This is a genomic window from Acholeplasma laidlawii PG-8A, from assembly GCF_000018785.1.
Lineage (GTDB): Bacteria > Bacillota_I > Bacilli_A > Acholeplasmatales > Acholeplasmataceae > Acholeplasma > Acholeplasma laidlawii.
On the sequence record NC_010163.1, the window covers coordinates 1,283,546 to 1,309,705 of the forward strand.

General features: G+C 31.0%; 23 protein-coding genes and 1 riboswitch. Of the genes, 1 reads left to right on the forward strand and 22 read right to left on the reverse strand.

Features of this window, described 5'->3' with window-relative positions; genetic code table 11:
- Positions 1–50: 50 nt before the first annotated feature.
- The 9 genes from ACL_RS06100 to ACL_RS06140 all read right to left on the reverse strand — a co-directional run bounded on the left by ACL_RS06100 (position 51) and on the right by ACL_RS06140 (position 8,499).
- Positions 51–482 (reverse strand): VOC family protein, encoded by a 432-nt coding sequence (locus tag ACL_RS06100; RefSeq protein ID WP_041634968.1) that lies wholly within the window; start codon positions 480–482, stop codon positions 51–53.
- A gap of 27 nt (positions 483–509) precedes the next feature.
- Positions 510–1,073, reverse strand: coding sequence for a DUF2179 domain-containing protein (locus ACL_RS06105; protein WP_012243163.1), 564 nt, complete (start codon positions 1,071–1,073; stop codon positions 510–512).
- A 100-nt stretch (positions 1,074–1,173) separates the two neighbouring features.
- A complete protein-coding gene (locus tag ACL_RS06110; RefSeq protein WP_012243164.1) occupies positions 1,174–1,965 on the reverse strand; it encodes an ABC transporter permease in 792 nt (263 codons plus the stop codon).
- A gap of 1 nt (position 1,966) precedes the next feature.
- Positions 1,967–2,791: an ABC transporter permease gene (locus tag ACL_RS06115; protein ID WP_012243165.1), complete on the reverse strand. Its 825-nt coding sequence runs from the start codon at positions 2,789–2,791 to the stop codon at positions 1,967–1,969.
- Positions 2,772–3,767 (reverse strand): ABC transporter ATP-binding protein, encoded by a 996-nt coding sequence (locus ACL_RS06120; protein WP_041634969.1) that lies wholly within the window; start codon positions 3,765–3,767, stop codon positions 2,772–2,774. Before ACL_RS06120 ends, ACL_RS06115 begins: the two co-directional genes overlap by 20 nt.
- A 152-nt stretch (positions 3,768–3,919) precedes the next feature.
- Positions 3,920–5,779: an ABC transporter ATP-binding protein gene (locus ACL_RS06125; RefSeq protein WP_012243167.1), complete on the reverse strand. Its 1,860-nt coding sequence runs from the start codon at positions 5,777–5,779 to the stop codon at positions 3,920–3,922.
- Entirely contained in the window at positions 5,772–7,541 is a 1,770-nt protein-coding gene (locus tag ACL_RS06130) for an ABC transporter ATP-binding protein (protein WP_012243168.1), read from the reverse strand. The genes ACL_RS06125 and ACL_RS06130 overlap by 8 nt, the downstream gene beginning before the upstream one ends.
- A gap of 2 nt (positions 7,542–7,543) precedes the next feature.
- The gene (locus ACL_RS06135; RefSeq protein WP_041634315.1) at positions 7,544–7,972 is read right to left on the reverse strand and encodes a MarR family winged helix-turn-helix transcriptional regulator; all 429 of its coding nucleotides are present in this window, start codon (positions 7,970–7,972) and stop codon (positions 7,544–7,546) included.
- Between the two features lie 212 nt (positions 7,973–8,184).
- Positions 8,185–8,499, reverse strand: coding sequence for a hypothetical protein (locus ACL_RS06140; RefSeq protein WP_012243170.1), 315 nt, complete (start codon positions 8,497–8,499; stop codon positions 8,185–8,187).
- A 198-nt stretch (positions 8,500–8,697) separates the two neighbouring features.
- Here ACL_RS06140 and ACL_RS06145 point away from each other — a divergent pair, with 198 nt between their 5' ends.
- Positions 8,698–11,241 carry a lamin tail domain-containing protein gene (locus tag ACL_RS06145; RefSeq protein WP_041634319.1) on the forward strand — a complete coding sequence of 848 codons (2,544 nt, stop codon included), beginning with the start codon at positions 8,698–8,700 and terminating at the stop codon, positions 11,239–11,241.
- Positions 11,242–11,293: 52 nt separating this feature from the next.
- Here ACL_RS06145 and ACL_RS06150 read toward each other — a convergent pair whose 3' ends face one another.
- From ACL_RS06150 to ACL_RS06210, 13 genes are all read right to left on the reverse strand, one after another.
- Positions 11,294–11,965: a DUF2161 domain-containing phosphodiesterase gene (locus tag ACL_RS06150; RefSeq protein WP_012243172.1), complete on the reverse strand. Its 672-nt coding sequence runs from the start codon at positions 11,963–11,965 to the stop codon at positions 11,294–11,296.
- Between the two features lie 24 nt (positions 11,966–11,989).
- Entirely contained in the window at positions 11,990–12,700 is a 711-nt protein-coding gene (locus tag ACL_RS06155; protein ID WP_012243173.1) for an SDR family oxidoreductase, read from the reverse strand.
- Between the two features lie 15 nt (positions 12,701–12,715).
- Positions 12,716–13,171: an NUDIX hydrolase gene (locus tag ACL_RS06160; RefSeq protein ID WP_012243174.1), complete on the reverse strand. Its 456-nt coding sequence runs from the start codon at positions 13,169–13,171 to the stop codon at positions 12,716–12,718.
- Between the two features lie 135 nt (positions 13,172–13,306).
- On the reverse strand, positions 13,307–13,528 hold the full coding sequence (locus ACL_RS06165) for a hypothetical protein (RefSeq protein ID WP_012243175.1): 222 nt from the start codon (positions 13,526–13,528) through the stop codon (positions 13,307–13,309).
- 50 nt (positions 13,529–13,578) lie between these two features.
- Entirely contained in the window at positions 13,579–13,917 is a 339-nt protein-coding gene (locus ACL_RS07335; protein ID WP_012243176.1) for a hypothetical protein, read from the reverse strand.
- Between the two features lie 154 nt (positions 13,918–14,071).
- On the reverse strand, positions 14,072–15,682 hold the full coding sequence (groL, locus tag ACL_RS06175) for a chaperonin GroEL (RefSeq protein ID WP_012243177.1): 1,611 nt from the start codon (positions 15,680–15,682) through the stop codon (positions 14,072–14,074).
- A gap of 25 nt (positions 15,683–15,707) precedes the next feature.
- Complete coding sequence (locus ACL_RS06180; RefSeq protein WP_012243178.1) at positions 15,708–15,968, reverse strand: co-chaperone GroES; 261 nt, start codon at positions 15,966–15,968, stop codon at positions 15,708–15,710.
- 245 nt (positions 15,969–16,213) lie between these two features.
- Positions 16,214–17,170, reverse strand: a complete 957-nt coding sequence (locus ACL_RS06185) for a DUF1295 domain-containing protein (protein ID WP_012243179.1) — start codon at positions 17,168–17,170, stop codon at positions 16,214–16,216.
- Positions 17,171–17,220: 50 nt separating this feature from the next.
- Positions 17,221–17,943 carry an amino acid ABC transporter ATP-binding protein gene (locus ACL_RS06190; protein WP_012243180.1) on the reverse strand — a complete coding sequence of 241 codons (723 nt, stop codon included), beginning with the start codon at positions 17,941–17,943 and terminating at the stop codon, positions 17,221–17,223.
- A complete protein-coding gene (locus tag ACL_RS06195; RefSeq protein ID WP_012243181.1) occupies positions 17,936–19,474 on the reverse strand; it encodes a transporter substrate-binding domain-containing protein in 1,539 nt (512 codons plus the stop codon). The genes ACL_RS06190 and ACL_RS06195 overlap by 8 nt, the downstream gene beginning before the upstream one ends.
- 59 nt (positions 19,475–19,533) lie before the next feature.
- Positions 19,534–19,699: riboswitch (Lysine riboswitch) on the reverse strand.
- A gap of 134 nt (positions 19,700–19,833) precedes the next feature.
- Positions 19,834–21,954 (reverse strand): copper-translocating P-type ATPase, encoded by a 2,121-nt coding sequence (locus tag ACL_RS06200; protein WP_012243182.1) that lies wholly within the window; start codon positions 21,952–21,954, stop codon positions 19,834–19,836.
- A 319-nt stretch (positions 21,955–22,273) separates the two neighbouring features.
- Positions 22,274–22,867 carry a restriction endonuclease gene (locus tag ACL_RS06205; protein ID WP_041634328.1) on the reverse strand — a complete coding sequence of 198 codons (594 nt, stop codon included), beginning with the start codon at positions 22,865–22,867 and terminating at the stop codon, positions 22,274–22,276.
- A 75-nt stretch (positions 22,868–22,942) separates the two neighbouring features.
- Entirely contained in the window at positions 22,943–25,987 is a 3,045-nt protein-coding gene (locus tag ACL_RS06210; protein WP_041634333.1) for an AAA domain-containing protein, read from the reverse strand.
- Positions 25,988–26,160: the final 173 nt, after the last annotated feature.

The following is a 26,160-nucleotide window of genomic DNA, read 5'->3' on the forward strand; positions in this document are numbered from 1 at the left end:
AAAATATAAACTACTCAAATAAAAATTTTTGAGTAGTTTATATCATAAGTTTAATCTATAATTAACATGTCTTGTGCATCAAACTTCCACATCGGTCCATATGCAACTTCCCAATAATAGCCGTCTAAATCTCTAAAATAGCCACTATAGCCACCCCATGATGTTGTTTGGGGCTTTTTAATGATTACGCCACCATGATGTTTGACAAGTGCCATCAATTCATCTACAGCTTCTTTTGTTTTCATATTACAAGCTAATGTAATACCGCTAAACCCTGTTGTTTGAATGACCGGTGGATTATTATCATTAATATCTTTAGCAAGCTCCTCTACCGGAAATAATTCTAACTTTGTACCATTATTGTTAAAAAAGACAATTGGTGCACCAAATTGGGCATTTGTTTTAAAGCCTAATGCTTTAAAAAATGCTAAAGACTTATCCATATTTTTAACACCCAAACAAATAAGGTTAATCCGGTTGATCATATTTACTCCTAACCTAGTAACTTTTTATTTTACTATTTTATGCTTATGAGGAAGCGTTCCTCCAGATAAAGTAACCACATCATTTTCAGCAATTAAAGCGTGAGGTTCAATTGCTAAAATGCCTTGTTTGAGTTCTAATATATTCTTACGGTGGGTAAATAGCATAAGTACTTGAACTTCTGTTTTTAACCCTTTTCCTTGAACGGTTGTTAATCCAATTTTTTTATCTCGAATATATTTCGCTATAATTTCGCTATTTTTGATTGGAATGATAATGTTTAACATCACTTTTCCAAACGCCATCTTCTTTTCAACAATAGAACCTGCTATCACACCTACACCATAACCTAATGCATAGACGATACCTAATAGTGGTGCAGTTTTTACATCATTAACTACTTGAGAGGCTACGAATACCCAAATTAATACTTCGATAAATGAAACTAATGCGCCCTGAAGTTTAAATCCACGGTTTACAATAATAATTCTTACAGTTGAAAGTGTAACTTCAACCACTTTTGCAACAAAGACAAACAACACTGTATACCATGGTGCTGCTAATAAAAAATCTAAAATAAAATCTATCATGTCTACTCAACTCCTATATAAACTATTATAACAATTAGAAGTTGATTTTTGTTAACCCTTTAAACATAAAGTTGTTTCTTACGTAATCCTTACACTTGTCTTAGCTTCCAGCACTTTCATATCGCTTTAAACCTCTAGACCAAACGAATAATGAAACCATGAGCATACTTACACTAGCAATCATAACATATAGTGTTGTAAGCCATAAGTTACCACCTTTTAAAAGAGCCTCTATGGGTAAAAATATCACTACAGAAAACGGTAAGATATAGGTTAAAACAAAACGGATTGCACGAGTAAAGATATCAATCGGATATTTTGCAAAATTAGAAAAGTCATAAATCATTGTCATTACTTCAATACTTCTTTTTGTCCAAAAGGATAATGAACCAAAAATCAACTTAATAGCAAAGAAGAATAACATTGCAAAAAATGCAACTATTACTAACGCTAAAACATTCATCAGTGTCCATTCTACTGTAACTAGTGGTGTAAAAAGCGCTAAGAAGACAATACCAAGTATCAGTTCTCCAATACCTTCTAACTGAATCATTTCAACAACAAGTTGAAATAATGGGTTAATAGGCTTTACTAAGTACTTATCTAAAATACCTCTTGTAATACCACCATTAGCGAGTTGCCACACTTGATCAGATAAAATATGATCAAGTGATTTAGGTATTAAATAAAACCCATATAAAAAGCCCATCATATTGATATCCCATCCATTTAAAGACGGAATTGCAGATATGGTTAAATACATGGTCGAAAAAATGAGTGCATTTTCTAATAAGAAACCTAATATGCCTATAAAAGCATCAAACCTATATGCTAGTCTTGCTTTGATACTTCTAGATACATAATAAGGATATAATCTTAAATATTTTCTCATATCAACCACCAACACTTACTACATGTTTTTTAAGTCTATTAAATGAAAAGTTACATAATACACTTAATATTACTACCCACATCAGTTGTATAAGTAGCGTCATTAGAATATCCATATACTCTAATCTACCCAATAAAATCATAATCGGTTTTTCAACCATACTTTGAAATGGTAAGAATCTTAAAACTGCATTTAACCAATCTGGGAAAAATGAAGAAGGTAGTAAACTACCAGAGAAAAAGGATAGGATAATATTTTTAATAATCATTAATCCAAATAAAGCATTGGTGAAAATGGATATTTCACCAATTAAGAAATTCATAGAATCCACAATAACAAATGATAGGACCACACTTACTAAAAATAAAAGTAAGTGCGCTAGCTCTGGAAAGCCTATACCTAAACTTAAATTTAAAATGACAATAGATACGATAAATAGTGGAATAAACATTAAGATTGCAGTGGATAAGAAGTTACCAAAACTAGATGCTAATAATCGGTAGCGGTAGTTTATTGGGCGTATTAAACTAATTGCAATATTACCTTCATAAATATCAAAACCGATATTCCAAAATGAAGACGATGAGAAGATAAGGGTAGTTGATACACGTGCAAATATTAAGTAAGCAATCATATCTTTAAACGTCATACCATTAATCGTTTCAGTTGGTGAGTTTTGGTAAATGGCTTGCCATAGATAAAAGAGGATAATTATAGATACTAAGTCGCCTAATAACCATCCAAGTGCACTAAACTTATATGCAAATCCATCCAGTATTCCCGCTTTTGAAAAAGCGAGATACTTTTTATATTTGTTTATTTTCATAGATCTTTTTCACGATACTTTCTAATGAATTTTCTTCTATCTTAATATCTTCAATTGTGTATGTATCTATGATTGTTTTTAATACGTCATTCACACTCATTTTTTCTAAATCAAAAGATAGATGGATATAACCTTCTATTTCTTCTATCAAACAATCTTTTGGTAACATCTCTTTTAACTCAAGGAGTATATTTCTTTCCTTAGTTAAAAAACTAATATGTCTCATATCACCAAATTTAGCTTTGATTTTCTTAATTGGCCCATCATATAAGATACTACCTTCATCTAGAATAATTACGCGTTTACATAAGTCTGTAATATCTTCCATATTATGTGTTGTTAAAACAATGGTTGTATGATATTTTTTATTAATTTCTTTAATCGCCTCAATCATACGATCTTTAACTAGCACATCTAACCCTATGGTTGGCTCATCAAGGAATAAGATTTGTGGGTTATGAATTAAGCTTGCTGCTAAATCTGCACGCATGCGTTGACCTAAGGATAGTGTTCTAACTGGTTGGTTTAAGAAAGGATCTAGTTCTAATACTGTACTTAAAAATTTAAAGCGTTCTTCATATGCATCTTTGGGTACATCATAAATCTCTTTTAAGATGACTAAAGACTCAATAAGTGGTAAATCCCACCAGAGTTGTGTTCTTTGACCAAAAACAACACCTATTTTATTTAATACGTGTTTTCTTTCTTTAGGATTGTATGGTTTATAACCATCAATCGTAATCACGCCATCTGTTGGTGTTAAGATACCGCACATCATCTTGATCGTTGTAGACTTACCAGCACCATTGGCACCAATATAACCTACAATTTCACCCGGTTCTAAACTAAATGATATATCTTTAACCGCTGCTACTGTTGTATATTTAAAACTAAACAGTGTTTTAAACATACCAAAAATACCAGGTTCTCTCACTGGTTTTTTAAATACTTTTTTTACGCCTTTAACTTCAATGATTGGCATATCCATGTACCTCTTGTTCGTGTGTACTTTAATTATAAAATAATTGATAATATTTTACTTGTATTACTTTATGAAACCGCTTTTATATTTTAATAAAGAAAAGGTATACTTCAGTTTTTGAAGTATACCTTAAGTGTTTTACTTATTTATTTTGGATCAAACTGTGAATTGTAAAGTTCAGCATAGAAGCCATCTTGACCTAGAAGTGTCTCATGGTTTCCACTTTCTACAATGTCGCCATCTTTCATCACTAAGATTAAATCAGCATTTCTAATGGTAGATAGACGGTGTGCAATCACAAATGATGTACGACCAGTCATTAATTCATCCATTGCTTTTTGAATTAATACTTCTGTTCTTGTATCAATGGATGAAGTTGCTTCATCAAAGATTAATAGCGGTGCATTTAAAATCATTGCACGAGCAATTGTTAATAATTGTTTTTGTCCTGCAGATAGGTTGACCTTATCTGTTAAGATCGTATCATATTTTTCTGGAAGGGTATTAATGAAGAAATGAATACCAACAGTTTTACAAATAGATTCTACTTGTTCTCTAGTTACATCTTTATTAGTAAATACTAAGTTATCATATACGCTACCTTCAAATAACCAAGTATCTTGTAAGACCATACCAAATAGATTATGTACATTTTCACGTGTGATATCTTGAATATCTACACCATCAATTAAGATGCGTCCTTCGTTTAATTCATAAAAGCGCATGAGTAGATTGACAAGGGTTGTTTTACCAGCACCAGTAGGACCAACAATTGCAACCTTTTGACCAGGTTTAATCTTAGCAGAGAAATCATTAATGACTAATTTTTCTTCATCATAACCAAACTTAACATGGTCAAAGGTAACTTCACCTTTGACATTGGTAAGTTTGGTTTCTTTATGAGATTCATCTTCTAACTCTTTTTCTTCTAAGAATTCAAATACACGTTCAGCAGCAGCTGTACCTGATTGTAGAGAAGTCATTGCTTGAGCCATAGTTGATAGTGGTTGAGTAAATAATCTAACATAAATTAAAAATGCTAAGATGACACCAAACTCTGTTTTACCACTTGATACTAAGATAGCACCAACAATAATCACTGCTACATAACCAAGGTTACCTACAAAACCCATTAAAGGCATCATGATACCTGATAAGAATTGGGACTTCCATCCACTTTGATATAAGTCCTCATTCATTTGATTAAATGTTTCTACTTCTTTAGGTTCTGCAACATATGCTTTCACATTGGTATGTCCTGTATAGATTTCTTCAATGTGACCATTTAATGCACCTAATTTTGATTGGAATGTTTTAAAGTATTTTTGAGATCTTGTTACAATTAACATCATAAAGACAAATCCAATTAAGGATGCACCAATTGCAGTTAATGCAAGAATCCAGTTAGTAATAAACATCATGACAATCGAACCAATAAACATGGTCACTGCAGTCACTAATGAACCAAATGATTGTTGGTAGGTTTGACCAACCATGTCCACATCGTTGGTCATACGACTTAAGATGTCACCAATGTTTGTTGTGTCATAATATTTAAAAGGTATTTTATTCATTTTAGTTGCGATATCTCTTCTAAAGCGATTGGATATTCTTTGAGATACGGTTGTGAGCATAAAGCCTTGAATATAGTTAAAGATAAATCCTAAACTATAGAATATTACAAGGGTTAGACCGATACGACCAATAAGTTCCATATTAATGGTTTCACTTGGGAAAATGCCTTGATCAGGTCTAAAGTCCACTGCTTTTGTAATTTCATTGGTCATTTGTTTAATTAAGTCTGGACCAATAATATTTAATACGGTACCAATAAATGCTAGAACAAAGGCAATACCGATTAATACATGGTATTCTTTTGCATAACTAAGCATTTGTTTAAAGGACTTTTTAAAGTTTTTAGCCTTTTGACCTCCGCCCATTTTTCCATGACCAAAGCCAGGATTTTTAGGTGCTGGGTTGTTATCGTGATTTTTTTCTTTAGCCATGATTGATTTCCTCCTCTGATAATTGTGATAATGCAATCTCGCGGTAAACATGATTATCTTTAATTAATGTTTCATGTTTTCCTGAACCTACAATCTTACCTTCATCAATTACTAAGATTAAATCCGCATTCTTAATCGTTCCAATTCTTTGAGCAACAATTAATGTGATGTGATTTTTAAGATTTGATTTTAATGCATTTCTTAAATTTCTATCTGTTTGATAATCAAGTGCAGAAAAACTATCATCAAAAATTAAGATATCTGCTTCTTTTTGGATTGCTCTTGCAATCGATAATCTTTGTTTTTGTCCACCAGAGAAGTTTTTACCTGCTTGAGATACACGTGATTTTTCTTGTTCTTCTAACGATAAAACAAAGTCACTTGCCTGTGCAATGTGAAGTGCATCTTGAACTGTTTTATCATTATCCACACCATAGTTAACGTTTGTTTGAATCGTTCCACTAAACAGAAAAGCTTGTTGTGAAATATAGCCAATTTTTGATCTTAAATCTTTTTGATTGTAATCTTTAATATTTACATTATTGATTTTAATTTGACCCTCTGTAACATCATAAAATCTAGGAATCAAGTTGATTAATGTTGTTTTACCAGCACCTGTAGCACCGATAATTGCAACTACATCACCCTTATTTGCACTAAAGGATACATTTTCAAGAACTAAATCAGATGCATCGGGATATTTAAAACTCACATTTTCAAAAGTTAAACTTTCTACTTGTTCTTGTAAGTTTAACTTACCATCTGTAAGCTTAGTTTTAGTTTGTAGCACTTCTAAAATACGGTTTGCTGATACTTGAGCACGTGGCATAATAACAAATATCATAACGAGCATCATAAATGCCATAATGACTTGCATTGCATATTGTGAGAAAATAATCATTGGCCCATATACTTCCATACGAGCTAATAATCCAACCATTGGATTTGTAAGATCTAGTGCGATATCACCAATTAATCCGCCACCAATCCAGTAGATCGCAAGCCCCACACCTGACATAACGAGTGTCATAGTAGGCATCATGAAACTCATGATTCTACCTGCAAACAAACTGTCATTCATTAAAGTATCACTAATACTGTTGATCTTATCTTTTTGAAACTTTTCAGCATTATAAGCTTTTATAACTCGTAAGCCTGATAAGTTTTCTCTTGAGTGCTTATTGAGTTCATCTGTATTTTTTTGAATTTTTTTAAATCTTGGCATTGCAAGGAAGATGACCATTAATAAGACAACACTAATAACTAAAATAGCAACAACTGTTGATAATGTAAATTCCCATCTAGAGTCAGATATCTTATATATACTCCAAATCGCTAAAATAGGCGCTTTTAAGATGATTTGAGCACCAAGTGAGATAATCATCTGAACTTGGTTAATATCGTTTGTAGATCTTGTAATTAAACTAGGTGTTGAAAAGTTATTTATCTCTTCCATTGAAAACTCTGTTGTCTTTTCAAAAATCTTAGAACGTAGTCTAGCACCAAATCTTGATGAGAGTCTAGCAAAGATTAAACCTACAACAACTGCAGATAATAAACTACCAAATGCAAGTCCTAACATTTTTAATCCTTCTAATACAATATCCATAAGCACTGCATTTTCACCTAGTGCCATCCTTGAAATATTAAGCATGTATTGTGGTAGTTCTAATTCTAAATAGACTTGCCCCATAATAAGGACAAGTGAAAATAATATCCACAACCATTCTTTTAATGTAATATGTTTAAGTATTTTAATCATTTTTAACCCTCTTCTTCTACGGTTATATTTTGCTTAATCTGGTCAATCACTCTAAAGAAGACTTCTAATTCTTCTTTAGAGATATTATCTTTAATTCTATTTTCCATTTCATCAAATTTTGATTTGATGTTTCGAATAATCTGGATTGATTTTTCGGTGGGTTTTATAATTTTCTTTCTTGAATCTTCTTTATCATCTATGCGAACAACCATATCATTTTGCTCCATCGCTTTTAGCATTCTAGAGCATGTAGAACCCCTCATACTAAATGCTTGCTCTAAATCTTTAGAGTTTAAATCTTTATCTTTATGATGAATTAAGTACTTAACTATTGCAGCTTGCTGCATAGATAAGCTTTCTAGTTCAGATAATTTATGGGTATAACGAACCATTAGGTTCATCAAACTTTTAAGTTCAAGTCCAATATTCAAGTCGGTACCTCCTTATTCATAATATAGTTAGCATGCTAATGATTATATAGTTTTTATAGATAATGTCAAATCATTTGTTTTTGTTTTTTTCATATTCGAAATATCTTTAATTTTTACATAATTAAAGCAATATAAAAATAAAAAACTTACCACATACGAACCGGTAAGTTTTTAAAATTATGTAATGGTTTCTATGAGAAAAAATTAACTATTTATGAAAGTTCAATATTATAAGTTCCTAATTCCAAATGGAAGGTACCACCATGCCTGATTGAATACTTACTTCTTACTAAGACCCTCACATGATTGGTAGTGTTAATCTTGACTTTTTCTGATTGTCTGATTACACCTTTAGGATCCGTGGATACACCCCAAGTTAAAAAACAAGTCACTAATGTTTTGTCAGTTGTTCTACTCACGATTTCTCCATTGTTTATAACTCCAACATAGTGATCATCTAAATATATATAAACAGGAACTAGTGCATTCATAAATTTCTTATCCCTTTTAAATTCAATCTTCCCCATATAATTATCTTCCTATCATATTGATGTAATCTATATTAATTTAATCATATCATTTTTTAATCATAAACAATTATCAAAACATAAATACCAAGATATATTCAAATGACCAAAGTGCTTTTTATGAGTTATGGTTGGAATAGATTCGTTTGGTATGTTATAATACATAGTTATTTAAATATCTATATAAAAGGGGTTAACATGAAATATATTAAAGCCATAACCATGATGCTACTACTAATCTTCTTAGTATCATGTACAACGACTGATGAAGTCACTTATGAAATACTGATTAATGAAGCTACACCAACCACTTACGAAGTTGGTGCTTCTATTACCTATACTGACTTTTTTATCATCAAAGACAGTCTAGGAAATAGGATAACTATCGAAGAATCTATGTTAGATGTATCTTTAGTTGATATGTCTAAGGCAGGTAGTTATATCATTAAAATTTCTTTTGAAGGTTTGAAAAATGAAGTAACTATTACTGTAACAGCACCCGAGGAAGAAATTACTTATACACTAGCTATTAATGAATCACTTCCAACTACGTTAGAATTAAATGATTCAGACATTGATTTTAAAGCTTACTTTACAATTACTGATTCTAAAGGTAACTTCATTGAAGTATTAGAATCTATGATCGATAGTTCAAACGTTAATCTAAATGAAGTGGGTACTTATAACTTAGTATTAAATTACCAAGGTTTAAGTAAAACTGTTGTTTTAGAGGTCGTTGATAACACACCTGTTATAACATATACTGTTGTAGTAAATGATGCGCTACCTACTGAATTTACATTAGGTACCACAGATATTGATTTTAAAACTTACTTTATTATTGTAGATTCTAATGGAACAACGATTGAAGTTACTGATGATATGTTAGATTTATCACTCGTAGACTTTACTAAGGTGGGTACATTTAGTATTACATTTAACTTCAATGATATTGAGCATATTTTAGAGTTTGAAGTAATACCACCTGACTTTATGTATGCAAGTGATTTATTTATTAGTGAATACTCAGAAGGTAGTAACTATAATAAGTATATTGAAATCTTTAATGGTACAGGAAAACATATTAACTTATCAGAATATAGTGTAAAACTATTTAATAATGGTGCGAGTACGCCTCAATATGAGTTTGCACTAAGTGGTGTATTAAATGATGGAGAAACTTATATTATTTATAACGGTGCTGCAAATACCACCATTAAAAATAGTGGTGATGCGAGTCACCAAGTAATCTCATTTAACGGTAATGATCCGATCGCTTTATATAAAAATGATGTTTTAATTGATGTTGTAGGTATCATGGATACCCCTGTATCTGATGGATATAATGCAGGTGGCGTTGTTAATGCTACCAAAGATAATACGATTGTAAGAAAATCAGATGTTTTTGGACCAAATGCTACATGGACTGAAGATGAGTGGTTAGTCTTAGGTTTTGAAGTTTATACAAATCTAAAACTACATGAAATGGATTATTATCATCTACCAGAAGAAATTGCTAGAATACCAGATTTATATATCTCAGAATATTTTGAAGGTGATGGCATCTATGCCACTTCAAAATATATTGAGATTTATAACAGTTTAGGTTATGATGTAGATTTATCTAATTACCGTGTTGAACTTTACAGTAATGGTAGTTTAACACCTACCTATACTCAAAACTTAACTGGTACATTAAAGCATAAAGAAGTTTACGTCATTTATGCACCACTTAGTCTAGATGATATTAAATTACTAGGCAACCTTTCTAGTGAAGTTGCAAACTTCACTGGACGTGATGCACTTACTTTAGTTAAGGATAACGTCATCATTGATGTCTTTGGAGTGATTGGTGAGACACCAAATGAAAATGGTTGGTTGATTGAAGGTACTAAAGGTAGTGTTAACTATACTGTCGTTAGAATACCTGAAGTGACCGGACCAATTGGTACTTGGGATATAAATGACTGGAAAGTCACTTACCAAAACGACTTATCTGATTTAGGTAAACATAACTTTACCTATGAAGATCAAGTGATTGAAGACTTTGACATTCTATTTAACTTAATTAAAGGTTTAGAACTTAACAGTAAAGGTACTGCAGCGAGTGCTTATAGTATCACAATTAAAGGTACAGTATTCATGGATGTTCAAAATGAAACTACATTAGTATATATGACTGATGGTAAAAACTTCATTAAACTTCATGGTGCAAAGATTCATAACTACACATCGTTAAACACTGTTTATGAAGTGAAGGGTAACTATAAGTCACACCTTTACATCCCTACATTTGAAGTCATCAATCCTGGCACTGACATTACTGCAATATCTAGTGCAACACCCGTATCTAAAATTACAGTTAAAGAGGTAAGTTTAAGTACTATCCTAAACTTAAAACTAGAAAACTTTGTAGAAAACATCAACAATGGTTATCTACAATCCATGCTTAAAGTTACAGGTTATCTACAATTAGATACCCATAACTCTACAAGATGGGATTACGCATTAACAGTTACTGAAACTTATACTAAAAATAATACACAATATATTAATAATGGTCTATACTTTAAAAATGATATTGGTGAATTAGAAGATACGTTAATTGACTATGAAGTCAATCTAGAATATGAAAATGTCGAAGTGTCTGTATTTGGGGTTATCTATGACTGGAATCCAAACCGTAAAAACTGGAGACTTTATGTTTCTAACACCTTAACAGCAGATTTTTTACTAACTTAACTAAATCTATAAATAAAACAGGTGGTGCAATTATCTTGCACCACCTGTTTTACTACTCATATATCATATCATCTAAAAAGTAAGGTTCCATTTCACTTCTACCTACATCCGTTAAGGTATATATACCCCTAGAAACTCTTACAAACCACTTATAGTAATTCTTGGTTAATATATTAGGTACATCTTTTATGCCAGTATATAAGGTGATTTCTTTAGGGGACTTTTCACCAGATAGGTAAAGATACTTAGCGACTTCTATAACTCTTTCTTTATAGTGAGTCATAACCTTACCACTAGTTCCGCCTATATTAGATTGACTTTTTCTTAATGAAAATTCTTTGATTAATTTTTCTTTTTGTTTCTTACTTGAATTGATACTTTTCTTTAAATCAAATCCAAAAGTCTCTATTATAACTTCTGCATGCGTACCAACAGCAATCAGTCCGATTTCTAAACGTTTTAGTAAGTTCATGAAGTCTTTTGCAGAACCTCTTCTTGAACCAATTACCTTTTTTGGTAAGGCAACATAGACTTTATCTGCTATTCTTTGCCTGTCGATTGCTTGGTAAATTAGTTTTAATGAAATGGTTGTTTTAAGTTCAACAATCACTATATAGTTATCTTTGATTGCAGTGATGTCTGTTTTAAGAATTTCTGCCTTTACTTCAAAGCCTTGACTTTCAAGTAGAGTTTTACAGGGTTCATATAGATCTGTTTCTTTCATTAAAATCCTCCATTAAACTTAACCTTAATCCTTATTGTAGGTCCAGCCAAAATCATTATGATAAATCATTAATTTAGACATGCCACCATCAACTCTAATATTTTCACCTGTGATGAAGCTTGCTTTAGTTGAACATAAAAAGGTAACAAGGTTTGCAACATCAGATGGTTTTCCAACATTGCCTACTGGATGTTGAAGTGCATCTGGACCTTCATAAGCAGTTGATGTGGTGTTGATCCAACCAGGAGAAATACTATTTACTCTAACACGGCCTTGAAGCGTTATTGCAAGTGCATGAGTAAGGGCTTTAATACCACCTTTAGCAGCTGTGTAACTTTCTGTGTTTGGTTGGCTTTGATTATCTCTTGAAGAAGATATATTGATAATGACTGCACCTTCATTAAATTCTTTATTAAACAGTTTAGTTAAGTAAAATGGTGCGAGTATTCCAATAGAAAGTGATTTTTGAAAACCCTCATAAGAAGCATCTTCTAACCCCAACATCGTTGGCGGTGCATTATTTATTAAAAAATCTATTTTTCCAAACTCTTTAAGTACTTTTTGTGTAAATTTTTCTAAAACTATTCTATCTGATATATCTCCAACAAAGTATGGATTGTCTTTAATATCAATTACAGCAACTCTAGCACCTAATGATTCAAAACTATCAGCAATAGCTTTTCCTATACCACTAGCGCCACCCGTTATCACAGCTACTTTATCTTTAAAACACATGATACTATCTCCTTACTACTTATTTAATATGGTTTCTATTTCTGAAACATGAATCAATTTATCTTGATCATAATATAGATGCATCTGGAAGGGTTCTTCTTGATCTAACTTTTCTAGAAAATAATAATCACCTTCCCACATAGGTAACTGTCTTAATTTATCTTTTTCTACCCATGTAAGATTCCCTTCTTCACTACTTTTAAGTACTCCTTTAAATTCTAGTGCCTTATAAAGTATCATATGTTCTTTATAGTCTTTAGAATGAAAATAGATGTTTCCCTTAAAGATTGGTTTAATAACTAAACCAGTCTCTTCAAAAGCCTCTCTTATTGCCGCTTCTATAGGTGATTCATCCGATTCAATTTTACCGCCAACACCCATGTATTTATTATAGTTCATATCCTTTTTCTGCTTATGAATTAATAAATACTTATGGTTTTGTTCAATATATATTAAAACCGTTCTTTTCATGATTTTTATCCTTTAAATTATATGCACATTAATTATAGCACAATAAAAATCATGAAATAAACTTGATTAAGTACTGCTTATTGTTATATAAAAATAAAATGGCTATACAGTATTCTTGTAAAGCCATTTTATTAATTACTTTAAAGGTTCATCTAAAAACTGTTTTAGATAAGCGATTAAATCATCATCATTTGTAGTTGTATAGTATTCACCATCACTTTTAGTATATACATCTGTATACATACCGTTAACAAGTACTACTATAGCCTCTCCATAAGGTTCTGGGTGCTCATGTGTTGATACAACTAAATGTTTTGGCACTCTTATTAAAACTGAATCATCACTACTTAAATGCATATTATATGCTCCCCTTTTTAATATTAATTATTATCTATAGAACAATTAATTTATTTTTTAATGCCCATACCATAACCACTTATTTGGATAATACCTTCTGCTGTAATATCATGATCTTGTTCCGAGCCAGCATTAACCCTGCTCCAATTAGAGGTTTTTAAAATGTACTTATCATTTTTATATAAAAGTTTGTATGCAAATCCACCACACATACCTGGTATTCCAAACCAGCCACTATCAACTATATCCAAATCTAACGTCTTTATTAGATCTTTTACAGTGGGATATTCTATTTTATAATGTGTCATTGCCTCTTGCGCCTCATAAGCACGAACCTTATCATTAATCAGTTCATGAAAATAAGCGAGAATTTTATCTAAATCATCCATTTATCTATCATTCTCCTTTTTATGGATTCATAATATTGCCTTATTATAGATGGTTTATCTAGTTAAATTATATCATCATTTTCATTTGTTTATAAAAAATACCCGAAGACGATATGTATATACATATCAATCGCCTTCGGGCATCTTATATTTTTTAATACATTGGTTGTGTAGGTATATTTTGGTCTTTATCTTTAATTTCCACAACTGCTGCTTCAGAAGTGATCATTAATGCTCCAATACTTGATGCATTAAGAATTGCATTTCTTGTAACTTTAGTTGGGTCAATGATACCTTCTTTCAGCATATTAACCCACTTACCTTCTTTAGCATCAAACCCATAGTTTTTATTTTGTTTTCTTTGTTCTGTTAATATATCTTGGCCATCAAAACCAGCATTTTCAGCTATTTGATAAAGTGGTTCCGATAATGAATCTAAGACAGCAAGTATGCCTTTATATATATCTATATGGCTATCTTTAAGTGTTTCTTTCAGTTCAGTTTGTATATCTACTAAAACGGAACCACCACCAGCAACAATACCTTCTAAAATTGCAGCCTTTGTTGCATTAAGCGCATCTTCTATTCTTAATTTCTTTTCTTTTAATTCTGCTTCAGTAGCTGCACCTACTTTGATGATTGCAACACCTCCAGCAAGTTTTGCAAGTCTTTCTTGTAGGCGTTTTTTATCATAATCTGATGTAGATGAATTAATTTGTGCTTCAATTTCCAAAATACGCTTGTCAATAGCATCTTTAGTGCCATGACCACCGATAAGTGTTGTTGTATCTTTTTTAACAACAGCTTTTTGGACCAGTCCAAGATCTTCTAATTTAATTTCTTGAAGCTTCATCTGTAAATCTTTTGCATAGAAGGTTGCACCAGTTAATATTGCAATATCATTTAACATGTCTTTTTGGTTATCACCAAAGCCAGGAGCTTTGGTTGCAACGACATTAAACGTACCTCTAAGTTTGTTTAGAATCAGTGTAGATGTCACTTCATTTTCTATATCATCAGCGATAATTAATAGTGGCTTATTTGCTTTAACAACTTGCTCTAATATCGGTAAGATATCTTGAATTGTAGATATCTTTTGATCAGTTACAAGTACATGTGGATTTTCTAATTCAACTGTCATTGTTTCTCGATCACTTACAAAGTAAGGTGATATATACCCCTTATCATATTGCATACCTTCAACAACTTCCAGTTCTGTTTCAAAACCTTTAGACTCATCAACTGAAATCACACCATTTTTTGAAACCTTATCCATCGCTTCGGCAATTATTTTACCGATTTCTCTAGAGGATGCACTAATGCTTGCTACATTTTCTATATCTTCACTAGTTTCAACCGGTCTAGATTTTTCTAATAACTTTTGTGAAACTTCTTTACCAGCACGTAAAATACCTTCTCTAACTAAGACTGGATTTGCACCATTATCCACAGCTTTAAATCCCTTATGGATAATGGATTGTGCAAGTAGTGTTGCAGTTGTTGTACCATCACCAGCAACATCATTTGTTTTAGATGCAACTTCATATAATAATTTTGCTCCCATATTTTCATATGGATCTTTTAATTCAATCTCTTTTGCAATGGATACACCATCATTTGTAATCAGTGGAGAACCGTATCCTTTGTCCAAGACTACATTTCTTCCTTTTGGCCCAAGGGTGATTTTTACTGTATTAGCAAGTAAATCTACCCCTTTTAGTAAAGATTGTTTAGCATCTTTACCATAACGAATTTCTTTACTCATTATAAGTATCCTCCTTAATATATGACTATTCTTCTATGATTGCGAGAATATTTTTAGATTGAACTAGTAAATATTCAACCTCTTTTAGTTTGACTTTAGTTCCAGCATAAGATTGATAAATAACCTCATCATTTACCTTAATATTTTCAACTTTTGGTCCTATTGAAATTACTTTACCCATAGCTGGTTTGTCTTTGTCTTCAGTTGCTAGGATAATACCACTTGCTGTAGTTTTTTCTTCCTTTTTAACTGATAGAACAACATAGTCTTCTAATGGCTTAATCACAATATCACCTCCAATTCTGGCACACTGTAGTTTAGAGTGCCAATCTAGTTATTATTATAACCAAAATAAAACGGTTGTCAAGTATTCACTTTAAAAAATGCAATTTTTATGCATGCTAATAAAAACAACTTTCATCTTTAACATTTACATGAATATTCTATAATAAATAAAGCGCAATACATTGCATAATATACGTTAAATATCGTATAAATGAGCAATGTATTGCGCTTTATATTATGTAATACTTATTTAATTTTATTATATCGTCTTAAAGGTACATACTTGGAAACTTTATGAATATAGTCCTTATACATTGGATATTTACTTAATGAAATATTTTCAGAAAATAAAGAACTACCCATAAATAATAATATAAGTACCATCGCACCAACTAGTGTCCAGTTAAAGAATATATAACTAGCTACTCCTGCACTGATAGTAAACAGATATAAGACTATCCAAATAGCTTGTTCAGAAAAATAGTTGGGATGTCTAGAACGTTCCCAAAGACCTTGAGTATTAAACCCTAAATTATATGGTGCAGGTAGATCTTTTAAACTTTTCCCTTCCTTTAAAAGGCTATATTTTTTGGTTTGAAACGACATCTGCTGTCTATCTGCAATTGTCTCTAATATAATAAAGCCTAACAAGAGTGCTGCAATCAATCCATCAAATATGTTAAAAGCCATAGCAGATTCCATAACCGCTAAAAGCGGTAATGTAATTGCAAGTACTAAGGCATTTTGAAATACTGAAATAAATACTAAATCAAATAAAGCCCACTTCCACTTTTTATTAAGTTTAGGGTCTTTTCTTAAAACTATCCATCTATAGTCTTCTTCACCTGCCCAAAACTTAAAAGAATACGCGCCCTTTTTAGCAAAGTTTAAGGTAAGTCTAACACCCCATATTGTAATAAGTAGAGCCATTACAATTAACCTTGGGTGCATTGATCCTTTTACCGCTACTATCCATGCATATGCTATCGGTAAAATAGACCATAATTTATCCATTTGAGAATTATTTCCTGATAATTCTCCTACGATAAAACAATAAGCCATACTGATACCACACACAATTACCAGTATATTTAGTGTCTCTTTTTGAAGGTTTGTTAAGTCAAATCCTCCAAATACAAAACCTAGTACAGACAATGTCAGTGCTAAAACAACCATAATGATTGTCAACAATCTTCTCTTCATACTTGTCCCCTTTTATTAAAATAGTATTTTGTATTTATTATACAATAAATTTACTTTATAAAGTTTTTAGTACGTTCCATTTTTGGATTATCAAAAATTTCTGTTGGTGTACCTTCTTCAACAATCAATCCTTGATCCATAAATATGATTCTACTAGATACCTCTTTTGCAAATTGCATTTCATGTGTGACAATAATCATTGTCATACCTTCATTTACTAAATCTTTCATGACTTGTAATACTTCACCAGTTAATTCAGGATCTAGTGCAGAAGTGGGTTCATCAAATAGTATAATTTGTGGATTCATACATAATGCTCTGGCAATTGCCACTCTTTGCTTTTGTCCACCAGATAAGGTGTCTATCTTTTTATATGCAAATGATTTCATGCCTACTTTATCAAGTAATTTTAATGCTAATTCATTTGCATCTTCTTTCGTCATTTTAAGCAATTTGATGGGTGCAAGTGTACAGTTATCGATAACATTTTTATTATTAAATAAATTAAAAGACTGAAACACCATACCAATCTTCATTCTTAATTGATCCAAGTTTGTACTCGGATCCATGAGATCACTTTCATTAAATATAATTTGTCCACTATCAGCTTCATTTAATAAGTTTAAACATCTTAGTAGTGTAGTTTTTCCACTTCCAGATGAACCTATAATAGTGACAACATCACCTTCATTAATTTTTAAATTAATATCTTTTAAAACATGGTGTGAACCAAAATGTTTAGATAAATTTTTAACCTCTAAGATATTACGCATGTTTAACTTCCTTTCCTGCTTGTCTGTTTTCCAAGTAATTTACAGCAAGTGATGTAACCCCTGTTAAGACTAAGTAGATAATTGCTGTAATAACAAATGGTGTAACAGTATCATAGGTTGCACCAACAACTTGACGTGTTGCATTAAATAAGTCAAGCACACCAATCACACTTAATACTGCAGTATCTTTTAAATTGACAATGAACTCATTGCCAATTGCTGGCAATGCATTTTTAATTGCTTGAGGATATACAATGTATAATAACGATTTTACTCTTGAAAACCCTAAAGATCTTGCTGCTTCCATTTGTCCTTTATCAATAGCATTCATACTACCACGCAGTATTTCTGCTATATAAGCAGCAGTATTTAAAACAACAATGATTAAACCAGCAGATAGTGGTGTCCACCAAGATAGATCAAAAATAAGTTTTACACCGTAATAAAAAATCATTGCTTGTACAATCATCGGTGTACCTCTAAATAAAACAATATAAATTGTAGCTATACCGCTTGTTAAACGCTTAAATAAAATTCTAATGAAGCCATCTCTTTTTTTATCTACTATTTGAGTTTTTAGCCAAACTAGTATAAGCGATAATATAAACCCACCCAAAGTACCTATGATCGCTAATAGAAGTGTTACCCCAACACCTTGAATGAATAGTGATACATACTTACCTATTAAATCAAATATACTAAGTTCAGATTCGTTGTTTCTGATCACTGCTGCAGTCATCATTTCATTTCTAGTTTCAACACTAATTGTGCTTAATGCACTATTAATTTCATCAAGTAACTCAGTATCTGATTTTCTAACACCTACAGAAACGGTAATATCTGATTCTTCTGATGTAAATCCAAATCCTTGTTCAAATTTAACAATTGTTAATGAAGGATTTGATTTTACAACAGATTCTGCAACTGGTAGCTCTGCTACAAAAGCATCTGATACATTTGTCATAACAGATGCAACTAGATTGCTATAAGCATCTAGCGGTGTTTGATGTACCACGTTTTCTATTTGTGGTATTAAATCATCATATAGTGTACCTCTTTGAGCAACAACCTTAGAACCGTTAAAGTCGGTTAATTTTGAAGCACTCGCATAATTTGAATCCTTTTTAACGACCATGACTATCTCAGAACGGTAATATTCATCACTAAAATTAATCTGTAGCTTTCGCTCACTTGTTGGACTCATACCTGCGATAATTACATCAATCTCGCCACTGTTTAAAGCAGGAATTAACCCATCCCATTCGATTGCTTTAATAACTAGATTACGATCCATAATATTAGCTAGTTCTTTTGACATTTGAACGTCATAACCATCTACATATGAACCTGGTTGATTACTAATCGGATAAGCGTAATCACTCACACTAGTTACAGTCCAATTAAATGGTGCATATGCCGCTTCTAATCCAACGACTAAATCTTTTTTAGTTTCATTATTTGCTTGTGTCGTACAAGCAATTAATGTAGTACTCATTATTAACACTATGAGTATTGTTACAAGTTTCTTCATATTAAACCACCTTATTTATTTTGTACAAAAAAAAACGCCAAGAAGCGTTTTATAATATCAATTATAATAGCTCCTCTACTTTCGTAGGAGTGTTATTGGTATTACCAACAACCCCATAAATAATGAATGTCTTCATTATTTATTCGGCGATTTTTGCCTTTGAAGTGGTTCATAGCCTACCGGCTCCCCACTCTACTCTTCTTAATCGCAACCTCTATTTATATTTATTTGTAAGGACATTATAATATAACATCCCTAATATATCAACCTAAGATTTTAAAAAAATTATATAATGTGATAAATGTCATATATCAAATACTCTTATTTTTAATGCTTTAAGTACTTATTAGATCTTTTGATCAAGATTTAACCATGTTTAAAGTTAATGCATTAAGTGCAACAATTACAGTTGAAAGTGACATCAATACACCACCAATTGCAGGTGATAAAATTATTCCAAACGGTGCTAAAATACCAGCTGCAATTGGAATTGCAATAAAGTTATAACCAGCACCCCAAATTAAATTTTCATTCATTTTTCTGTTTGTCTTAAAAGACAAATCAATAAATGATGCAATATCACCTGGTTCTGAATTTGTTAAAATAACATCTGCAGAATCTATAGCAACTTGGGTACCAGCTCCAATTGCTACACCAACATCTGCAAGTGCTAAAGAAGGTGCATCATTAATACCGTCTCCCATCATTATGACAATTAAACCTTGTTTTTTAAATTTATCAACTAATTTATACTTATCTTCCGGTGACTGATTAGCGTAATATTCAATGTCTAGTTTATTAGCTACAATTTTTGCAGCATATTCATTGTCACCTGTTGCCATAATAGGTCTTATACCTTTATGTTTTAATTCTTTTATAAGTTTTTGACTTGAAGTCTTTAGACTATCACCTAATTTGACAACCCCAATTGCTTTATTATTCTTTAATAGAATACTTACTGTGTACCCAAAATCATTTTGAATCGTGATTGGTTCTTTATATGCATTTACACTTATAAACTCATAAGTATCTAAACCAACACTACCTTCTAATCCTTTACCTGATATGTAATTGATCTTATCGAATTTTAAAGCTTTAATATCCTTATTTTTAGCATATTCTATAATGGATTGTGCAATCGGATGGCTAGATGCTGATTCTATACCATATAAAATTGAAATAACTTCTTCTTCAGTTAGTGAGTTATCTAATAGATCAATATGTTGTACTTTAAAAATACCTGTGGTTAGTGTCCCTGTTTTATCTAATATAACAATATCCGCTTTAGTAGTTAAATTATAAGTTTGTCTATCTTTTACTAAAACACCATTTACACTGCCAATGCTGGTGCTTCTAGATATTACTAGAGGTATTGCTAAACCAAGCGCGTGTGGACATGCAATAATTAAAGTTGTAATTGAAAATAAAATAGCACTATTTAAATCCTCCATCAAATACCATACAACAAATGATACAAGTGCTGCAAATAACGCTAAATAAAATAGCCATCCTGCTACTTTTTTAGCATTATTTTCAGCTCTTGACGGTTTAGACTGTGCATCCATAATTAAGTTTTTAACTTGTGATAAATATGCATCTTTGCCTGTTTTTGTGACTTTAACTTCTAGTTTACTATATTCGTTTGTTGAGCCACCAATAACAAAGTCACCAACTTTTTTTACTACAGGTACTGATTCTCCAGTTAATAAAGATTCGTTAACTCTAGATTCACCCTTTAAAATAATGCCATCTGCAGCAACATTTTCACCTGATTGAACAATGATTACATCATTTATCTTTAACTGTGAAATTGGAACTTCTACCATTTCACCATGCTCTTTTAGTAGTAAAGCATTTTTAGGTAATAATTTTGCAAGTGATTCTTGTGCATCACCTGCTTTCATTAAAGCAAGCATCTCTATCCAGTGACCGAGTAGCATAATAAGTAATAAAGAAGCAAACTCAAATAAAAAATCCATATAGTGTTCACCTGTAACATATCTTATAACCACAGCAAATACACTATATAAAAAAGATACACTAATACCCATTGTAACAAGTGCCATCATACCTGGCTGCTTATTTTTAAGTTCCGTTACTGCACCTTGTATAAATGGTTTACCACCATAAATGAAGAGTATTATAGAAATAAATAAGGCCAGTATATCTGAATATTTAAACTCATAATAAAATGGAAATGGTAAGTGTATACCCATAAAAGGTGATAACCACATTACGATTAAACCAAGTGGTAAGGAAATTAAAAATATCTTCTTAAAGTTACCGTGATGGTGATGTTTGTGATGGTTATGATCGTCATGGTTATGATGATTATGGTCATCATGGTTATGATGATTCATGTGTTCATGATTATGATGATTATGGTCGTCATGGTTATGATGATTCATGTGTTCGTGTTTATCATCCATTGCGTGTTCATGATTATGCTTAGACTTAGAATTAAATTGATTTTTTTTCATATGTGCACTCCTTATTTAACCCCTATATGGGGGGGGTATGTTTATATCATATCTAAATTTTAATTACTTGTCAATTAATATTACTTATAGTGTTTATTAAGTTTGATTTTAACATTTAGTTTGAGCAGGTTAAAAAAACCAGAAACTTTACATAGTTTCTGGTATAAATGTCAATATAAGAGGGTAGCAAAACTGGACATTCCAATACTTTTTATAGGGTATAGTTTAGTTTTTATCCTTAATTTTATTTTAATCACACTTTCTATAATAGACTGTGTTATTTTATCTAATTTTAATTTTTAAGAGGAGTATCTAATTTTTACTTAAAATCAAGCAAGTACGCAAAATCATCGATATCATATAATTTAATATTTAGCTTTTCTGCACCAATTTTAGCCTGTCTAGTAAATCCATGATTATTTGATATGACTACCCAATATTCATTACATTTATAAATTTTACCCCCTGAATGTACTTCTTTAACAGCATCATAACCAACTTTACCCTTATAGTGCTTAACCTGAATACCGATAACCTTGTTTTCGATCTTCGCGATTACATCAATACCAAAATCACCGGATTTCTTTGTCAATTCTGTCTTGTATCCGATCAGTTTTAAACTATCTGCAACAAACTTTTCAAATTGATATCCATCCATGGTTTTTATCTTTTTGAAGTTATACTTAATCCTTGTGCGTTCAATCTTCTTATTTCTTTCATAAATTTTATATATTTTGTAACCTCTCATACCTAACGCTGCTATCGTTAGTATAATCCCTGGTATTAAATATAAAATTCCATAATTCATAGCTGCAAGTATAATTGCTGCTAAACCAAAAGAACCAATAACTATATCCTTATTCTTTATTAAATATTTAATTTCAGCTTTTGAAAATAAATTGTCATTGCTCATTTTTATCCTCCACAAGATTAAATGCATTTGATTATCAAACAAAATAAAACTTATTATTTAAGCATGCTAGAACAATTATTTCAGTATGTTTATAATACTTTCTCTAACAAACATATATCTTCTTGAGTAGTCATTACCTATCTTTAGTAGTTTTATATTGTTATCCTTGCATATTTGCTCTTTTTTTGAATCACGCCACTTTGTTTCTTCACTCGAATCATGTTCAGGTCCATTAAGTTCTATTACTAGTACAGGTATTAAATTTCTACCACGTTTAATATAAAGCACAAAATCAAACACCGCTTTTGTACCATAATCAAATAATACTGGATGTGTAAATTTATTAAGAACATTAGCCACTTTAACTTGTGTTTTAATTTCATACTGATCAGCTGTTGTTAGATAGTGCTTAATTGTTTCGAAGAGTTCAGTTTCGGCTTTCGTATTATATTGTTGATAGTTATGGCTATTCACAGTCATAAGTTCGTTTTTTGGAGTTAACTCAAACTTCTCTCCATTATTAGCAACATAATCTACTAATTCCACCAAATCATTACTTTGCCCTAAAGATCTACTTCTAATTTCTTCTGCATCTCCAACAATAATGAGTTCTTTCTTAGGACGTGTGGTTGCTACATTAATTAGCTCAACATTATTCTTAATCCAATCAAAAGTACCTTGTTTAGTACTAGGAGTTATTGCTGGACTAAAGTATATCGTATCCTTTTCATCACCTTGAAAAGTATGAATAGTTCCCACTTCTACATGTTTCAAATCATATTCATTTAATATGTTTTTTATAAGCTCAGATTGATTAACAAATGGTGTAATTACACCAACATTAAAATTACCCCTTTTTTTAATATACTCTGCAATTTGGATTGCTTCCATTTCAGAAGTATTTTTTTGAGAATTTGTTTTATTAGTACTATTTCCAGCAACATCTGCTAAAAATAATGCCTTTGTATCGTTGATTGCTGTTTCTATTTTTAATTCATTTTTATAATACTTTTGATTACTAAAATTTATAATTGATTTGTGACTTCTATAATGATAGTTAAGTAGTACAAAGGGTGAAATATAATCAACTAATTGCATGAGCCCTAGTATGGAATTGTTTAAGTAATTATATACATCTGGTATCTTATACTTAATCATTAGTTTTTTATTTAATGCATGAGAAAGTGTAATCACTGGTCTTAATTGATTTAAATCACCCACAAGCAATAATTTTTTTGCTCTAGAAATAGGAAATAGAGCATAGCCGATTGAACATTGTCCAGCCTCATCTATAATCGACAAGTCAAATGAAGGCTCAGGATTTCCTAACCTTGCAGCAGATATATTTGTAGTCATTATAATTGGAAATATTTTGATTAAATCTTTTAAATTGTCTTGGTTGGTAATATATCTATTAAAGTCGGTTACTCTCTTTTGCTCGTTTTCATCTTTTATAATACTGATTAAATCATTGTATTTAGGTTCTTTAAATAGTTTAGAAAAACTATTTAAAGATGTATAATACAGCCACATTAAAAAGTCTCTATCAACTTTTTGGATGTGTTTTTGGATACTATCTACCTCAATATCCGGTAAACTATCATAATCTTTCTTATATTTTTCATACTCTGCAGTTATTGTTGATACTCTTAAGTTACCCTTAAAAGCTTCTATCACAGAATCTAATGAATCCATCTGTTCTTTAAGTTGTAATTTGTATTCGTAATCTTTTATTAAATTATTTATAATTGAAAAATTAGATTGACTCAAATTCTTTTTAGAATTAAGCTGACTCTCGTTAGGTCTGTCAAACTGTTCCTTATAACCATCATATATCGCCTTAATACGCTCTATGGCTTCTAAGACTCTATCTCTGTTGCCTAACCTTAAAACAGGTAGAGGTATTGTTTTAGTACCATATTTGAGATTAATCAGTTTAGTATAGATATCATCTATGGGTTTATTATTATTTGATGATACTAATACAGTTTGTTCGTTAAATAAGGTAGATATTAATAAGTTAATAATACTATGTGTTTTTCCTGTACCAGGAGGGCCTTGTACATATGTTATTGGGTGTTTTAATGCATTAGAGATAACTCTTAATTGACTTATATTTACCTTATTATCTAATGTCACTATTTGGTAATCATCTTTTTTTCCTAATCTGTGTTTACTCATATTGCCAAAAAAGGCTTGTAGCGGTGTATTACCTTCCTTTTTTGCCATAAGTATTGAAATATATTTGAATTGTTCTTGAACATTAATACTAAGTTGCCTAATTTGATCCATTATATATGGAGTATCATCAAGTTTCTCACCTTTTCTTATGTTGTCCTGTAAAATGTTCTTTGCTTCATTAATATTTGTTGTATATAGTTCTGTGAACACTTCAACTTCTATATCTAAGTAATTTCTTAGGTTATGAATGTTTATTTCTTTTTCATCCATAATAAATGAATAGTTAAAATGTACTTCATCTTCCATAACCAGAGATTTTGAATAAGGATTGAAATTTAATTTCTTGTAGGCAATAACATATTTACCCCTAGGTGTAATAATGGACAAATCATTAATAATAAGATCAATAATTGTGAGATTATTATTTTCCATTTGAGATGAAATTTTGCTTAACTGATCAGAAATTATGCCAATTTGTTGGTAGTTAAGTTTAACTGTTCCATTAGTTTTTAATATATTTTGATCAATACCATAAACTAGTACACTCTCTCTTTGGTATGGGGGTTGATCATATATTAAGCAGTCTTTATAGTATAGAAACATCTTTTCATCATATAGATCAAATTCCAACCATTTTAGCCTATCTAATTGGCCTTCTATTTTGTCAATCAAATCTTCCGGTACATCATAAGTTGTGCCCTCAACAATATACGCAGCTTGAATTCGATCAAAAAGGATAGTTCTCTTATCTACCCCATTATTATCATTTTCCAATTTAGTTTGATTAAATGCATCAATATAAAGATATTTGTTATCAACATCAATATCCCGAATGCAACACCAAAAGAACGTCTTTTTATCATCAGCGTTCGTGTAGTTAATTGCAACCCATTTGGACTCTTTAATTGATCTTGATAATGTTTTCCCTATATGTTCCATATGTATCCCCATCAACATATCTTTATAGAAATAGTTTATTTAATTTACTCTACTAGAGGTATTATACCTTTTTTTATCAAAATTTGAAAACCTAGCTTAGTTTATAATCAGGGTTCCTCTCATTTTGAATTATCTTCTTTACTGTAAATATCAAATGCTTCAACAATCTTTTC

Bases quoted from the DNA above. Each gene is read 5' to 3' on its own strand.
- ACL_RS07335 (WP_012243176.1), bottom strand. From the start codon at position 13,917: ATGGATGATTTAGATAAAATTCTCGCTTATTTTCATGAACTGATTAAT.
- ACL_RS06200 (WP_012243182.1), bottom strand. From the start codon at position 21,954: ATGAAAAAAAATCAATTTAATTCTAAGTCTAAGCATAATCATGAACAC.
- ACL_RS06125 (WP_012243167.1), bottom strand. From the start codon at position 5,779: ATGGCTAAAGAAAAAAATCACGATAACAACCCAGCACCTAAAAATCCT.
- ACL_RS06165 (WP_012243175.1), bottom strand. From the start codon at position 13,528: ATGCATTTAAGTAGTGATGATTCAGTTTTAATAAGAGTGCCAAAACAT.
- ACL_RS06140 (WP_012243170.1), bottom strand. From the start codon at position 8,499: ATGGGGAAGATTGAATTTAAAAGGGATAAGAAATTTATGAATGCACTA.
- ACL_RS06105 (WP_012243163.1), bottom strand. From the start codon at position 1,073: ATGATAGATTTTATTTTAGATTTTTTATTAGCAGCACCATGGTATACA.
- groL (WP_012243177.1), bottom strand. From the start codon at position 15,682: ATGAGTAAAGAAATTCGTTATGGTAAAGATGCTAAACAATCTTTACTA.
- ACL_RS06110 (WP_012243164.1), bottom strand. From the start codon at position 1,965: ATGAGAAAATATTTAAGATTATATCCTTATTATGTATCTAGAAGTATC.
- ACL_RS06150 (WP_012243172.1), bottom strand. From the start codon at position 11,965: ATGAAAGAAACAGATCTATATGAACCCTGTAAAACTCTACTTGAAAGT.
- ACL_RS06155 (WP_012243173.1), bottom strand. From the start codon at position 12,700: ATGTGTTTTAAAGATAAAGTAGCTGTGATAACGGGTGGCGCTAGTGGT.
- ACL_RS06205 (WP_041634328.1), bottom strand. From the start codon at position 22,867: ATGAGCAATGACAATTTATTTTCAAAAGCTGAAATTAAATATTTAATA.
- ACL_RS06160 (WP_012243174.1), bottom strand. From the start codon at position 13,171: ATGAAAAGAACGGTTTTAATATATATTGAACAAAACCATAAGTATTTA.
- ACL_RS06185 (WP_012243179.1), bottom strand. From the start codon at position 17,170: ATGAAGAGAAGATTGTTGACAATCATTATGGTTGTTTTAGCACTGACA.
- ACL_RS06210 (WP_041634333.1), bottom strand. From the start codon at position 25,987: ATGGAACATATAGGGAAAACATTATCAAGATCAATTAAAGAGTCCAAA.
- ACL_RS06130 (WP_012243168.1), bottom strand. From the start codon at position 7,541: ATGATTAAAATACTTAAACATATTACATTAAAAGAATGGTTGTGGATA.
- ACL_RS06190 (WP_012243180.1), bottom strand. From the start codon at position 17,943: ATGCGTAATATCTTAGAGGTTAAAAATTTATCTAAACATTTTGGTTCA.
- ACL_RS06195 (WP_012243181.1), bottom strand. From the start codon at position 19,474: ATGAAGAAACTTGTAACAATACTCATAGTGTTAATAATGAGTACTACA.
- ACL_RS06115 (WP_012243165.1), bottom strand. From the start codon at position 2,791: ATGAAAATAAACAAATATAAAAAGTATCTCGCTTTTTCAAAAGCGGGA.
- ACL_RS06145 (WP_041634319.1), top strand. From the start codon at position 8,698: ATGAAATATATTAAAGCCATAACCATGATGCTACTACTAATCTTCTTA.